The organism is Niallia sp. Man26 (assembly GCF_022049065.2).
Taxonomy (GTDB): Bacteria; Bacillota; Bacilli; order Bacillales; family Cytobacillaceae; genus Niallia.
The window spans coordinates 1,875,739-1,889,879 of the sequence record NZ_CP095743.1 but is presented as its reverse complement, the minus strand read 5'-3'; the positions used below and the strand labels follow the sequence as shown (position 1 = coordinate 1,889,879).

General features: G+C 38.9%; 15 protein-coding genes. 7 read left to right on the top strand and 8 right to left on the bottom strand.

Annotated elements, in window-relative coordinates; genetic code table 11:
- Nucleotides 1–163: 163 nt before the first annotated feature.
- From L8T27_RS09560 to L8T27_RS09535, 6 genes are all read left to right on the top strand, one after another.
- Nucleotides 164–682, top strand: coding sequence for a hypothetical protein (locus L8T27_RS09560; RefSeq protein WP_237941390.1), 519 nt, complete (start codon nucleotides 164–166; stop codon nucleotides 680–682).
- Nucleotides 683–742: 60 nt separating this feature from the next.
- A complete protein-coding gene (locus L8T27_RS09555; protein ID WP_233313910.1) occupies nucleotides 743–1,261 on the top strand; it encodes a hypothetical protein in 519 nt (172 codons plus the stop codon).
- A 170-nt stretch (nucleotides 1,262–1,431) separates the two neighbouring features.
- Nucleotides 1,432–2,523 (top strand): non-hydrolyzing UDP-N-acetylglucosamine 2-epimerase, encoded by a 1,092-nt coding sequence (wecB, locus tag L8T27_RS09550; RefSeq protein ID WP_233313911.1) that lies wholly within the window; start codon nucleotides 1,432–1,434, stop codon nucleotides 2,521–2,523.
- Entirely contained in the window at nucleotides 2,516–3,502 is a 987-nt protein-coding gene (locus tag L8T27_RS09545) for a polysaccharide biosynthesis protein (RefSeq protein WP_233313912.1), read from the top strand. Before wecB ends, L8T27_RS09545 begins: the two co-directional genes overlap by 8 nt.
- Nucleotides 3,503–4,333: a dTDP-4-dehydrorhamnose reductase family protein gene (locus tag L8T27_RS09540; RefSeq protein WP_233313913.1), complete on the top strand. Its 831-nt coding sequence runs from the start codon at nucleotides 3,503–3,505 to the stop codon at nucleotides 4,331–4,333.
- Complete coding sequence (locus L8T27_RS09535; RefSeq protein WP_237941389.1) at nucleotides 4,326–5,216, top strand: NAD-dependent epimerase/dehydratase family protein; 891 nt, start codon at nucleotides 4,326–4,328, stop codon at nucleotides 5,214–5,216. Before L8T27_RS09540 ends, L8T27_RS09535 begins: the two co-directional genes overlap by 8 nt.
- A gap of 56 nt (nucleotides 5,217–5,272) precedes the next feature.
- Here L8T27_RS09535 and L8T27_RS09530 read toward each other — a convergent pair whose 3' ends face one another.
- The gene (locus L8T27_RS09530; RefSeq protein ID WP_233313915.1) at nucleotides 5,273–6,355 is read right to left on the bottom strand and encodes a glycosyltransferase family 4 protein; all 1,083 of its coding nucleotides are present in this window, start codon (nucleotides 6,353–6,355) and stop codon (nucleotides 5,273–5,275) included.
- A gap of 231 nt (nucleotides 6,356–6,586) precedes the next feature.
- On the opposite strand from L8T27_RS09530, the gene L8T27_RS09525 reads away from it, so the two are divergent.
- Nucleotides 6,587–7,309 (top strand): glycosyltransferase, encoded by a 723-nt coding sequence (locus L8T27_RS09525; RefSeq protein ID WP_233313916.1) that lies wholly within the window; start codon nucleotides 6,587–6,589, stop codon nucleotides 7,307–7,309.
- Nucleotides 7,310–7,420: 111 nt separating this feature from the next.
- On the opposite strand, the gene L8T27_RS09520 is transcribed toward L8T27_RS09525, so the two are convergent.
- The 7 genes from L8T27_RS09520 to gltD form a co-directional block, all read right to left on the bottom strand.
- Nucleotides 7,421–7,855 carry a peptidylprolyl isomerase gene (locus L8T27_RS09520; RefSeq protein WP_233313917.1) on the bottom strand — a complete coding sequence of 145 codons (435 nt, stop codon included), beginning with the start codon at nucleotides 7,853–7,855 and terminating at the stop codon, nucleotides 7,421–7,423.
- A 117-nt stretch (nucleotides 7,856–7,972) separates the two neighbouring features.
- Nucleotides 7,973–8,632, bottom strand: a complete 660-nt coding sequence (locus tag L8T27_RS09515) for a peptidylprolyl isomerase (protein WP_233313918.1) — start codon at nucleotides 8,630–8,632, stop codon at nucleotides 7,973–7,975.
- Nucleotides 8,633–8,711: 79 nt separating this feature from the next.
- Nucleotides 8,712–8,918, bottom strand: coding sequence for a hypothetical protein (locus tag L8T27_RS09510; RefSeq protein WP_233313919.1), 207 nt, complete (start codon nucleotides 8,916–8,918; stop codon nucleotides 8,712–8,714).
- Nucleotides 8,919–9,002: 84 nt separating this feature from the next.
- Nucleotides 9,003–11,237: a DEAD/DEAH box helicase gene (locus L8T27_RS09505; RefSeq protein ID WP_248574483.1), complete on the bottom strand. Its 2,235-nt coding sequence runs from the start codon at nucleotides 11,235–11,237 to the stop codon at nucleotides 9,003–9,005.
- A 75-nt stretch (nucleotides 11,238–11,312) separates the two neighbouring features.
- Nucleotides 11,313–11,777, bottom strand: coding sequence for a hypothetical protein (locus tag L8T27_RS09500; RefSeq protein WP_237941387.1), 465 nt, complete (start codon nucleotides 11,775–11,777; stop codon nucleotides 11,313–11,315).
- A 97-nt stretch (nucleotides 11,778–11,874) separates the two neighbouring features.
- Nucleotides 11,875–12,414: an HD domain-containing protein gene (locus L8T27_RS09495; RefSeq protein ID WP_233313922.1), complete on the bottom strand. Its 540-nt coding sequence runs from the start codon at nucleotides 12,412–12,414 to the stop codon at nucleotides 11,875–11,877.
- 220 nt (nucleotides 12,415–12,634) lie between these two features.
- Nucleotides 12,635–14,125 carry a glutamate synthase small subunit gene (gltD, locus tag L8T27_RS09490; protein WP_233313923.1) on the bottom strand — a complete coding sequence of 497 codons (1,491 nt, stop codon included), beginning with the start codon at nucleotides 14,123–14,125 and terminating at the stop codon, nucleotides 12,635–12,637.
- Between the last annotated feature and the right edge of the window lie 16 nt (nucleotides 14,126–14,141).

Below are 14,141 nucleotides of genomic sequence, written 5' to 3'. Positions count from 1 at the left end.
TATTCATATTTAAATAAATAAAACTAGTATAGGCTGTTGCCTGTAAAACGGGTGGACTTTCTAAAAAAATCCATATTTTACCCATAATATTTGTCCAAGCTTCTTAGTATTTTGCACATAAGCTATTTTGTAACTTCCGAGAAATTGAAAGGAGGTGAAATAAATGCCTGTTGCATTACAAGCCTTTACAAATCCAACAAACACTGTCCGAATTGCAGACTCTGCTACAGCACCTGGTCCTGTTGTTACTGTAGGCCCACAAACTCCGTTAATTGATGGAAACAGCTCCTACATTTGGTCTCCAGTCAGTGTTTCTGGCCAAACAGTAACATTCCGCAGTGTCTTTTCATTAGGTGCTCCGCTGTTGGGTCTAGCTTTGCCATTAACAGTATTTTATGCATATGCTGGAAATCAAACTGTGTCTGTTACAGGAACATTACAGGTACTGGATGTATTAGGAATCATTGTTCTTACAGTTCCTTTATTCTCAGGTGATACGAATTTAGGAAATCCGTTAAACGTAAGCACAATTGCAGCTGATACTCTATTGGCGGCTAGTATACTAGGCGGCACGATAAACATTACCATTGATGCTGTTGTGACTGCACCTATCACGACTCCTTACGAACCAGTCAACACTGGCCGTTATCTAGGAGAAATCACTGTTCAAACAATTGTCTAAACCTAAAAACTAACTGATAGATTAAAACTAACTGATAGATTAAAACTAGGAGGTGAAAAAATGCCAATCGTTTTACAAAGTTATACTACTCCGGCCAATACAACTATTGTCGCAAATACTGCTGGCGGAACATTTCCACAAATACCAGTTGTGGTAACACCATCTGCCACTGCCCCATTCATTGACGGGAGCAATGCTTATATTTGGGCCCCTAATAGTGCAACGAACCAAACAGTAACCTTCGTAAGCAGATTCACTTTTCCGTTAGGTCTTTTAAATGTTGCTTTGCCAGTCAGTGTCAACTATGCCTTTTCTGGAACGGAAACAGTCATCGTTAGCGGAATATTAGAAGTCGTCAACCTATTAGGCATTGTTATTGCGACAATACCGGTATTTACGAATGTTGTGAATGCAGGTGGACCTTTAAGTGTAGAAATCGCATCCGGCGATGCCCTTCTTGCATTGCAGCTTCTCGGCACTAACGCAGTTTTGACTATTACTTCAACAGTAACATCAGGCGCAGCAGGCACTGGAAATTATTTAGGACAGGTTACGGTTAACGAAGTAATTGCACTTTAACTAAAATAACTGTTTATGCTTCCCACTTTATTAGCGGGGAGTTTTTTTGTTACTTAAGAGCATTTATTAACATAATTTTCTATTAAAAAAGGTTTGCTGCCTAGAACATGCGGTACGGACATGCATATGTTATAGAGATTCTTCATTAAAGGCTTTACGAGAGGTGAGAAATGAAAGTATTGACAATATTGGGGACAAGGCCAGAGATTATACGTCTTAGTTTGATAATTGGCAAACTCGATCAATTGGCAGATAAACATATCCTTGTGCATACAGGACAAAACTTCACTTCGTCATTAAGTGAAATATTTTTTCAGGAAATGGGAATAAGAAAGCCAGATTATGTGCTTAGTGAAAAGCATCAGTCGTTGGGAGAACAGCTTGCCGTCATATTCAAAGAATTAGAATTGATATTAAATAGAGAAAAGCCGGATAAAGTGTTGGTACTTGGTGATACAAACAGTGGTTTAAGCTCCATTTTAGCAGAAAGAATGGGCATTCCAGTCTATCATATGGAAGCTGGAAACCGATGCTTTGATTTGGAAGTTCCAGAAGAAAAAAATAGAAAGCTAATTGACAGTGTCTCTAGCTTTAATCTCCCATACACACCACAAAGCAAGCAGAATCTTATGCAGGAAGGATTCCCATCGAGCAGAATACTTGTGACTGGAAACCCCATTTACGAGGTACTGCTTCATTATGGCGAACAAATTGATTCTAGTCGGATATTAGAAAAACTTTCCCTTAAAGAACAAGATTATTTCCTTGTTACCACACATAGAGCAGAAAATGTCGATTATAAAGATCGGTTAAAGGAAATCATTACTGGCATCAATTCGATAGCAAAATTGTATAAAAAAAGGATTATTTGCAGCATACATCCCCGCACAAGAGCTCGTATAGAACAAAACAAAGAGCTGAAGATTGATCCTTTAATTGAATTTTATGAGCCATTTGGATTTTTTGATTTTGTGAAGCTAGAACAAAACGCCCTATGTGTGCTTACTGACAGTGGAACTGTCCAGGAGGAATGCTGCTTATTCCATGTTCCGACTGTAACAATCCGCAAGACTACAGAACGGATGGAAACAATTGAATGCGGAAGTAATATCCTGTCCGGGCTGAATGGCAAACACATCACAAGCTGTGTGCAGGCAATGGTTAATCAATCAAGAAAATGGTCTTTTCCTGAAGGCTATGATCATGTGAATGTATCAGATAAAATAGTAAAAATTGTATTGGGAGGAATGAAAGTTGTTTGAAAATAAAAAGATTTTAATTACTGGTGGAACTGGTTCATGGGGACATGAGCTGGTGAAGCAGCTGCTCAATGAAAATCCAGAGGAAATTCGCATTTTTTCCAGAAATGAATCTGTGCAATTCATGATGAAACAAGAGTTTGACAATCATCCTAAGCTGCATTTTATTATTGGTGACATTAAAGAAAAAGAAACCTTGATGGATGCATGCCAAAATATCGATTATTTATTCCATTTAGCAGCCTTAAAGCACGTGCCAATTTGTGAACACCAGCCTCTTGAAGCATTAAAAACAAACGTCATCGGCACCCAGAATGTCATAGATGCTGCGATTGCACAAAATGTCCACAAGGTCGTCTATATTTCAACAGACAAAGCCTCTGATCCGTCTAATTTCTATGGTTTATCAAAAGCGATGGGAGAAAAATTAATCATTCATGCGAACACACTTAATACAGATACGAAATTCGTCTGCATTCGCGGTGGTAATGTTCTCGGAACAAACGGAAGTGTTATCCATGTCTTCAAAAAGCAAATTCGTGATAAGCAAACGGTCGGCATCACAGATTTAAAAATGACAAGATTCTTTTTGACCGTACAAGAGGCAATCAAACTAGTATTTAAAGCAACATTTGAAAGCTTTGGCGGCGAGATTTTTGTCATGAAAATGCCTGCATGCCGAATTATAGACTTAGCTGATGTAATAGTCGAACTTTCACAAGTAGAAAATGTAAAAACCGAAATACTCGGAATCCGCCCAGGTGAGAAAATTCATGAGCTGCTGCTGTCCAAATATGAGTGTACTACAACATGCATTTATGATGAGGAATATTATGTTATCTTGCCATCCATTCATATTGATGGGTTAAAAGAGCATTATGAAAATTGCTCTCCTGTTGACCTGGATGAGTATAATTCTGGCATCGGCTTAATCAGCAAAGAGGAAATCAAGGAGATGCTATCGAAAGGCGGTCTTATCTAAATGAAGCTCTTAGTCCTTGGTGGCAAAGGGATGGCAGGACATGTAATGGTAGCTTATTTCAGAAAAAATCCGAAATTTAAAGTCTATTACACATCAAGGGATAAGCAGGATAAAGATAGTATTTATCTGGACGTGACCGATCTGATTTCTTTGGAGAAAATCATTGAATCTATAAAACCAGATATAATCATTAACTGTATCGGCATCTTAAACGAAGATGCCGAGAAAAATCCTTTTATTGCCATGCAAGTAAACAGCTTTTTACCGCATCAGCTCGTCAAACTAGCGAAAAGAAACGGCGGAAAATTGATTCATATTAGTACAGATTGTGTGTTTTCCGGCGATGAAGGAGATTATACAGAGGACAGTATTCCAGATGGTACTACCCAATATTCCAAAACAAAGCAATACGGGGAAATTAAAGATGATGAAAACCTGACTATTCGAACTTCGATAATTGGCCCTGAACAAAAAGAACACGGAATTGGCCTCTTCTTGTGGTTTATGAAGCAGACTGGTGAAATTAATGGATATGAGCACGTATACTGGAATGGTGTAACAACCATAGAGCTGGCGAAAGCAACTGAAAAGATGATTGAAAATAATGTAACAGGTCTTTATCATTTATGTGTAAAAGAAAAAATTTCAAAGTACGAATTGCTAAAGCTGTTCCAAACAGTGTTTGACAAAAAGGATGTGAAAATCCTTCCTGATAAGGAAAATAAACTTGACAGGACAATCGTAAATACGAGGACAGATTATGTCTACACTCCCCCCTCATACTTGGATATGCTAAAGGAAATGAAAACTTGGATGAAAGCAAATGAATAAAACAATCTTAATTACCGGTGCTAGCGGCTTTACAGGAATCCACGCTTGCAGATTTTTTGCAGAAAAAGGCTACCATGTTTATGGAGCAGCTAAAAATCCAAATTCCCTCATTCCTGGCATTAAACAGCTCCTACTATGTGATTTAGCTAACGAACAGGATGTGGATAAATTAATTGAAACATGCAAGCCGGATTACTTGCTGCATCTTGCAGGACAAAATCATGTCGGAGACTCCTGGGATAATCCTGTTAAAACACTGGAAATAAATGCGCTATCAACAGCCTATTTGCTTCAGGCAGCAGCTAATCACAGGCCAGACTGTAAAATTCTAATTGTCGGTTCAGCCTTGCAGACCAATCCACAGGATATATCCGCTATCCCGCACCCTTACAGTTTAAGCAAAACAATCCAAACAATGATTGCTCTATCTTGGGCTAATCTGTATGATATGGACATTAGAGTCGCAAAACCAACAAACTTGATTGGCCCTGGTAATTCTAACGGCGTTTGTGCAATTTTTATTAAAAAAATTCTCGAGGCTTCAAAAGATGGAAAAACACCAGTTATCAAGGTTCAAAATATAAATGCAACAAGGGATTTTATCGACGTTCGCGATGTTGTGTCTGCATATGAATATATCTTGCTTAAAGGAAGCAAAAACGAAGTGTATGATATTACAACAGGTGTTAGCCAGTCGTTAGGAAATGTTTTAGCGCATCTGGAACAATTAACAGGAAGAACTATTGATATAAAATCAGTTTGTTCTGATGCTTCCGATACTGCTCCTGTGATATACCCTGTTAAACTGAAAGGGTTAGGCTGGCAGCAGGAAAGGTCACTGACATCTTCTTTAGTTGATATGATCAATTATTATCAAGGATAAAAAATGAGTCGTGCATGAAATGCGCGACTCTCTTTAGTAGTTACCAGTTGATTTCTCTAGTTCTGTGGTTTTACACCAAAATCACTCATCATGGAAACAAAGTTCTGGCAGTACTGCTCTGGACTGAATTCACGTCTCAAATGCAAGTAAGCACTTGTTCGGATATGTTCCCTCAAGGGTACGGAGAACATCAACTCCTTCGCTTCCTTACACGCGGCTTCAATATCTCCTAGCGGATAATACTTTCCAGTTACATTATGGATAATAGAACTTCTCACCCCATCAGAGTCTGTTGTAAGTACAGGACATTTGCAGCTGAATGCTTCGAGCACAGAATAAGGTGCACCTTCCACTTTAGATGTAGAGCATAGAAAACCGCCCGAATCTCCAATCACCGAATAATAATCTGCCATTTGTTCATTCGGGATATTCGGCAATACTGTCAAATGTTCAGCTAGCTGGAGCTGTTCCACTAAAAGTTGAAAGGCTGCTCTCTCCTCTTGTGTCGATAATGTAGGATCCTCAAACATATAAAGCTGAATACCATTATTAACACCATTTAAGAGCTGTTTTCCTATCTGCAGAAACTCTCTCCAGTTTTTATTGTCCTCCAATCGTCCAATCCAAGCTACAATCGGTTTCTCCGATTTTGGCAGGCGCTTATATGCGAATTTTTTGCTGTCGAAACAATTATTAAATTGGTAGGTTGGTAGGGACGGAAATAATTCACTGAAAATTTGAGAAATATGGGGTGTCTTAGGATTGAGTAACCCAACTTTTGGTGTTGTCACATATGGTACTGCGTTCGTCATTTCGGTTTTGGCCACATGCTTTGGTCCATACCCTTGTATTTCCAAAATAATAGGGCCAGTGTATCCGAAATTCCGAAAGCGCGGAATCGATTTATAGTCTGAAATGATTACCATCCATTGATAATTGCCTTTATCTAAAATTGCTTTAATTTCTGTATCATCATCTGTGATAAATGTTGGTCCTTCATGGTCATTAACTAAATCTCTTGCTTTGCGGAAATATAGGAAATGGCTGTTAATACCAGCCTGTTTAAGGGCAGCTGAACGTTGGCGATTTAATGTTTCCACCCCGCCGCTCGGCACATAATAGACAAATAGAATATTCATTGTTGTTTTCCAGCATCCCTTCATATCATTATTTTTTAACATGCTTCTAATAGGATATGGAAAAGTGCTCCAATTTGACCTCTTTTTTGTCTATTAAGGAGAAAAAACTTTGATGAATGATGTAATTCAGTCAAGCACATACCTATACAGCAAGCAGGAGATATACATATATTACTATTACTGAAAAGAATTTCTACACAAACAGAGGAATAAAAAGAAGGAGGAAGTAAGTTGTATCCGAAAATATCAATCATCATCCCTTTTTATAATTGCGCTTATGTAGATCAAGCCATCAGGAGTGCCTTGAATCAAACCTATCCGAATGTAGAAATAGTTCTAGTTGACGATGGCTCCGTTAAATACAGAGAAAAAATTATGCCATATAGGTCACGAATAAAGTATATTCGAAAAGAAAATGGTGGTACTGCAACAGCTTTGAACAGGGGCATTGCAGAAGCGACCGGTGAGTATATAGCATGGCTTAGCTCAGATGATCTTTTCAAGCCCGAAAAACTTAAGCGGCAAATGGAATTTATGTTGGAAAGAGGATTAGACGCAAGCTTTACAAACTATGATATTATCGACAGTAACAATAATGTACGAATCCCATCTAATGGTGCCAACTATTCAACTATGAAGGCAGTATATGAAGGTTATTTATACTCTAACCCAATAAACGGATGTACTATTTTAATCAAAAAAACCATTTTTGAAAAATATGGAGACTTTAACCCTGCAATGGTATATACACATGATTATGAAATGTGGTTTCGTTTACTGTCTAAAGGGGTGCATATTGTTTACTTGGAAGAGTCATTGACACAGTTCCGCTCCCATTCTGAATCTGGTACAACTAAATACCAACAGCAGATGCTTGCAGAAATGCAGGTCATTGAGGCAATGTACAGACCGCTTATAGTTCAGTATATTGTTGATCATTATTTACTTCTTTAAGTAATAAAAAAGTGGTTTTTTGGATGCGTAAAATCTATAATTACAGTTAGAATAGGACAAACCCCCATCGATGCTTTTGTTCGATAGGGGTTTGTCTAAGTATTGCTATAATTATTCTCCGATTACAACTTTCTCCATAACATCGCCGTTTCTCATTGCTTTAACAGCAGAGATTCCAGATGTTACTTTACCGAATACTGTATGTACTCCGTTTAAATGCGGTTGAGGATCATGTACGATAAAGAATTGGCTACCGCCAGTGTCTTTACCAGCATGAGCCATTGATAATGAGCCTTCTTGGTGTGTATGAGGATTGCCTTGTGTTTCACATTTGATTGTGTAACCAGGACCGCCTGTACCGTTGCCGTTAGGGTCTCCACCTTGGCTTACGAAGCCTGGGATAACGCGATGGAAAGTCAATCCATCATAAAAGCCTTCTTTAGCAAGTTTTGTGAAGTTTTCTACTGTTCCTGGTGCTTCGTTCGGATAAAGTTCGAATTCGATCTTTTCACCGTTTTGCATTAGTATGTATCCATTTTCTGCCATTATTTACATCTCCTTTAATCTTTGTCCCTATTTTGTTGGGACAAATGTTTCAACTTATCATACCATACATTCTATCAAGAAATAAAATGTATTGCTTGTCCTTAAAAAAAGCTAGTGCTATTCTACCTTTTGCGGCTCTGGAAAATTAACGCCCTTCGTATCCACACTTACTTTCTTCATGATAACATCTTCCTTCGGTTTATCATTAGCATCTCTGTCAACGGCAACGATTTTGTCGACTACTTCCATGCCGCTAATGACTTTACCAAATGCTGCATATTGGCCATCCAAGCTTTCTGTCGTTTTAGTCATAATGAAAAACTGAGAGCCTGCTGAATCTGGATCGCCTGATCTTGCCATGCTGATTACGCCTCGTTCATGCTTCAGATCATTGTCAAATCCATTGTCTGAGAACTCCCCATTTATCGCATAGCCAGGACCACCTGTGCCATTCCCCGCCGGATCTCCGCCTTGGATCATGAAGTCAGGAATAACTCGATGAAATGTTAATCCATCATAGTAACCCTTTTCTACAAGTGTAACAAAGTTGTTGACAGTATTCGGCGCTTTTTTCGGATATAATTCGATTTCAATCTTTGAATCATCTTCCATGGTAATGGTCACAATTGGATTTACCTCAATAGTTGGAGAATTAGATGTAGAGCTTTTTGAATCCTCCGCTTCATTCGTACTGCCGCATGCTGCAAGTCCCATCGTTAGCAACAACAAACATGCAAGCAATAATCTGTTTTGTCGGAATTTCTTCTTCTGTTCCATATTACACCCCCTATATACTTGACGAATTAATTGTACATAAAGAGATAAAAATAAACAAATCTAAAACAGTCAAATGTACTTACAGTTCAATATAGATACGGTAAACTCCATCAATAAATTGTTCATCATACACATAAAATCCATTATCTTCAAGCTTAGCAAGGATTTGCTCTTGTGCTTCCTTGTCAGTGACAGTAATATACCCTTCACTATCGTATGTTTCGAGTGCTTTATTTACAGCATCTTCTGTTGTGAGCACTTGCCCAACCGTTTCTTTTAAAGTCATTTAGCAATCCCTCCAGAAAAATTTACAAACTACTATTAAATGATACCCTGTTTCCTTTAAGGCTGTAAACAACCATCGTAAATTTTACGACAGCTGTTTAAGCAAATAGGCGGCAAGCTGTTTCGATTCTATTCTGACTGCTATGGAAGGTGGCTTTGCTCCTGGCACGAGCTGCAGTGGATGACCAATCCATACGATGTGTTCATCTACAATGACAAACGGAAAGGGAGCGTCATATTCCATACTATCGACACGTTTATTTTTAAAACTCTTTAATGGACCATATACTTTGCATATTGTGTTTGCAGCAATTGCTTCTAAAAGCTGCAGCCAGTCTTGTGGAACTTGAACTATATCCGGCATTGCAGCAACAACGGTTTTTCCATTCTTCATATCTTCCCATATATCTTTCGTGTTTTTTGCATGCTGCCATTTAAGATACGGGTGGCTGGAATTAATCCATGTGCCGATTTTCTGCTGTTCAACTAGTAAATTCTCACTCCATTGATGCTCCACAAGCTTTCTTACAGCCTTATCTCTGCCTACTCTTCTTTTGATGAAATCACAGTTAGCAATATGAATAAACTTACCCTTAGACCTCGTAATTGCCACGTTCAATAATCTGTCACTGTCTTTTCCAAGCAGCAGCATTCCCGGCCGCTCATGAGGGTACCCTTCTGTGCTGTCAAATATAATCATATCCTTTTCACTGCCTTGGAAACGATGGACTGTCGCTATCTGAATACTGCTATCAGCAAGCTGCTTAGGGAACAGTTCAGCGGTAACAGCGTCCATCAGTTCACTTTGAGCTCTATATGGCGTCACATAGCCAATGCTTCTTATTCCGCTTTTCCATGCTTCTACAATCAGCTGTAAGGAGAGCAGCATATGCATGAGATTAATACGTGATTTTGTGCCTTTTTCAAAGCCGCCATAATAGCCAAAATTACTTGTATCCAAGAGGATATTGGCTTCTTTCGGAAAAGGACCTTTTTCTGTGATCGCTTTTCGCGATGATGAAACGGTTGGATGATCGGAAACAAGTGAGTGATATATATGCTTATTAGTAAAAGACGATATGCTTGGATGCATCCTTCTCTGTTCATTCAGTAACAGCAAATGCTGATGAAGGGACCCGGATGCTACACTGTCGGCAACGCCTGACGCATGGAAAATATCCTCTTTCAGCCATTTATTCACTGCTTCGCTTCTGCTTGCTGCAATCGGAGGCAATTGTTTAAAGTCGCCGCATACGATCAATCGCTTTCCAAGTGAAGCTGCAAAGGCTGTTTGCGGCACATAGGCCATACTTGCTTCATCAAGGAGAATAAGATCATATTCATCCTCATAAATAGCTGGGTCTGTCGCAGCTTTAGCAAGTGTAGTGCCAACTACCATCGCCTTTTTAATAAACTGCAATTCTTTTTTTCGTATTTTTTCTAATACTCTTGCAATCTGTTCCTCCATTTTAAGTAGAGCTTGTGAATCTCTGCTACTGAAGGATCTCGCTAAATCTCTTTTTAATTTAATCTTTTCATCTAACAATTCTTGTTTTTGAACAGCTAAAGCTTTGTCCTTCTCGTCAAGAAGTGCACTTGTTGTTATTTTTTCATCGTGCATATCCATTTCTGCTGCATTGCCTCCATACCGGAGAATATCGCCAATTTTAAATCTTTCTTTGCTTTGTGCTGTTTTCGTTATTTCCTTCATGAGCACATCTACTGCTTGGTTGCTTTGAGACAGGAGAAGAATCCTTTTTCCCTTCCAATATTTTTGGAGGGCAACTCTTGCTAATGTATATGTTTTACCTGTTCCCGGCGGTCCCCATACAAAGGTGATGGGATTATACTTGCTTCTCAAGGAAAGATTATGAACATGGTTTTTAATCATATCCTGGGGATGCTTCGCAGGCATGGAAGGATTCATCAGCCTTTTAATTCGCATTCTTTTCGTCTTATTTTCCTTAATCGCATCAAACCGGATCATCAGCTGCTCCAAAAGCTCCCAAGGATCGTGGCTGACAAAAGCTTCTGACACATAATCGCCGATTGATTTGTCAATCTGGAGGATTAAGCTTTTACCATCTGAAGACAGAATGCGGCCGTTAATCTTGGCTTTCCCCCAAGTAAGGACAACCGATGAACCGATAGGTATTTTAACGAAAGAAATGCTTTCAAAATAATATGTATAGTTCTCCTCTGTTTGAAGATGTTGGCCATTAAATAACGCTATTTTCGTACCGGAGAACCTTTTTAAATGATTTATTTCCTGCTGAAGAGCAAGCTGCCATTCTTTTATATATCTAGAGGTGCTTATCATTGTATTCCCTTCTAACTTCTTAATGATTTTTTTATTATAGCACCAAATTGTCATCATGAATGAAAAAAGGAAGACTCAAGGGTCTTCCTTGTATATCCTCTGCTGCCAAACATAATAACCATATATGATAAACGAAAGTCCGTACATGATTAAAAAATACTGCCATGGAGCAATCCCTTTATATTCAGCAATATGAAGCTTACTTAAGCCTGGCAGCACTGCAAATGCCATTAATGTATCCATGATGATGTTCGTAATCGTAAAAATAATAAAGCGGCTGCTTGTGAAATAAAATATCCAAAACGTTCCTACCGGAAATAGCCCATATGCGAAGCTAACATCAATCATATATCCCCATGGAACAATATATGTATGAATAATCCACCATTTATAATGAAACGCTATTTGAAAAATGATTGTCATTAAAAAAACCGTTAAAATTATTACAGGTATATACTTTTTAATGCGCTTCTTATTAGCAAACAGCAAGGAAAACCACGGGAGAAGCAAACTTATATAAAGTATCATTTTAGCTGTCATGATAATACTCCTATTCGTTAATTTCCCTTTATTATTTTTCCGCTCTTTGCAATTATGCAATAATGCAAAAAAACGGAAGGAAAAGGGGCATAATTGCCTACTTTCCTTCCGTTTTATCTTCGTCTTGGGTGATATATTTATCAATTTTTTCGTCTAGTCTTTCCAAGCTCTCTATTGCTCTTTTAATACTTATCGTCCGGTAATGGTGATGCCCGCCTGGCTCCTCATCCTTTTCGTCTGCTGCTTTAACAATTTCCTGCAGCGGTGTTAGGATGACATTTCCTCCAGGAATGAAACTGTCTGTATGAAACAAAACAGCTAATGCAATTTCTTTTGCTTTAACCGGATTTTCACCGAGTCTGATAAGGAGTTTATGTGCTCTTTCTGCCCCTTTAATAGGATGAATATCATTTTTTTTATACAGCTGATAATCCCATTTACCGTCCTTATACCACGTATAATGTCCCATATCATGAAGAAATCCTGCTTTAGCGGCATTATCCACATCTATATTTCTTTCTTTAGCCAACTCAAAAGCATGATAAGCTACGGCCAGAGCATGAGCTAATCCTGATCGAGTAATATACTTCTGCGCAATATGGTGTTTAAAAATATCTGTCAGTCTTACATCTCTCATCTCCGACACTCCCCTTGAATTGTTGCAGGCAATGTCCAAAAAACTTAAATATTAATTGCTCTATTACGAGGACAGCCCTTGATTTTTACCCATTATATACTATTAGATGAAAAAAGATAATAAAAAGGGTAAACACATTTTCATTTTTTTACCCATTTTATGTATGATTTATTCTTCTTCCATAAAAAAAACTGGCATCCTTTAGGATACCAGAAAATAATTATGCATTAACGGTTGGCAAACAAGTTACACCCATCAAATATTGATCTACTTTATACGCAACTTCTCGGCCTTCATTTATTGCCCATACAATTAAGCTTTGGCCTCTTCTTGCATCACCTGCTGCAAAAACGCCATCTACATTTGTTTCAAATTCGCCATATTTAGCGGCAATTTTGTTATTGCGTGTATCTACACCAAACTGAGAAAGAACAGATTGTTCTGGACCTTCAAATCCAATTGCAATAAACACTAGCTGAGCAGGCCAAACCTTTTCTGAGCCAGGAATCTCTTTAAATAAAAATCTGCCGTCCTCTTGTCTGATTTTCTCCATTTGCACTGTATGAAGCTCCTTCAGGTTCCCCTCTTCGTCATGCACCATTTTCGTTGTTTGGATGCTGTACTCACGAGGATCTTTACCAAATTGCTTTTGTGCTTCTTCATACGCATAATCAAGTGTGAAAACATGAGGGAAAGCAGGCCACATATTATCAGTAGCACGAGCTAATCCTAGCTGTGGGTGTTTTCCGAACTGAACAACTGTTTTGCATTTTTGACGAAGTGCTGTTGCAACACAGTCTGCCCCAGTATCACCGCCGCCGATCACGATAACATCCTTGCCCTCTGCATCAATGCTCGGTTTACCTAGACTTGGATCAAGCAGGCTCTTCGTTGATTGTGTCAAATAATCCATTGCAAAATGAACGCCATTTGCTTCTCTGCCTTCGATATTTAAATCTCTTTGCTTTTGCGCTCCAGTACAAAGGATAACTGCATCAAACTGAGCTTTTAGCTCTTCAGCCGTAATGTCTTTACCGATTTCCGTATTTGTGACAAAATCAATTCCTTCCTGTGTCAGGAGGTTAACTCTTCTTTCAACATCCTTTTTCTCCAGCTTCATGTTAGGGATACCGTACATCAACAGCCCGCCAGGACGATCAGAGCGCTCAAATACAGTGACAGAGTGCCCCGCCTGGTTAAGCTGATCAGCGCTGGCAAGGCCAGCAGGACCGCTACCGACAATCGCTACTTTCTTGCCTGTACGGTGTGATGGTATTCTTGGTGAAATCCAGCCGTTTTCAAACCCTTTATCGATAATAGTTTTCTCAATATTCTTAATCGCTACAGCTGGATCGGAAATGCCAAGGACACAAGACCCTTCACAAGGGGCAGGACATGCTGCTCCTGTAAATTCAGGGAAGTTGTTTGTTTTCAGCAATCTTTCAAGTGCATCCTTCCATCTTCCTTTATAAACTAAATCATTCCATTCAGGAATCAAGTTATGAATCGGGCAACCGGAGGTGCTTCCTCCGATTTCCATCCCGATATGGCAAAATGGTGTGGCGCAATCCATACATCGTGCACCTTGTCTGCTTAGCACCTCGTCAGAGAAAGGAGCAGAATACTTCTTAAAATCGTTAATGCGGGAGAGGGGAGACCTTTCTTCCGCTTCCTCTCTTTTATATTCCATGAAACCCGTCGCTTTGCCCAATTGTTTTCTCTCCTTT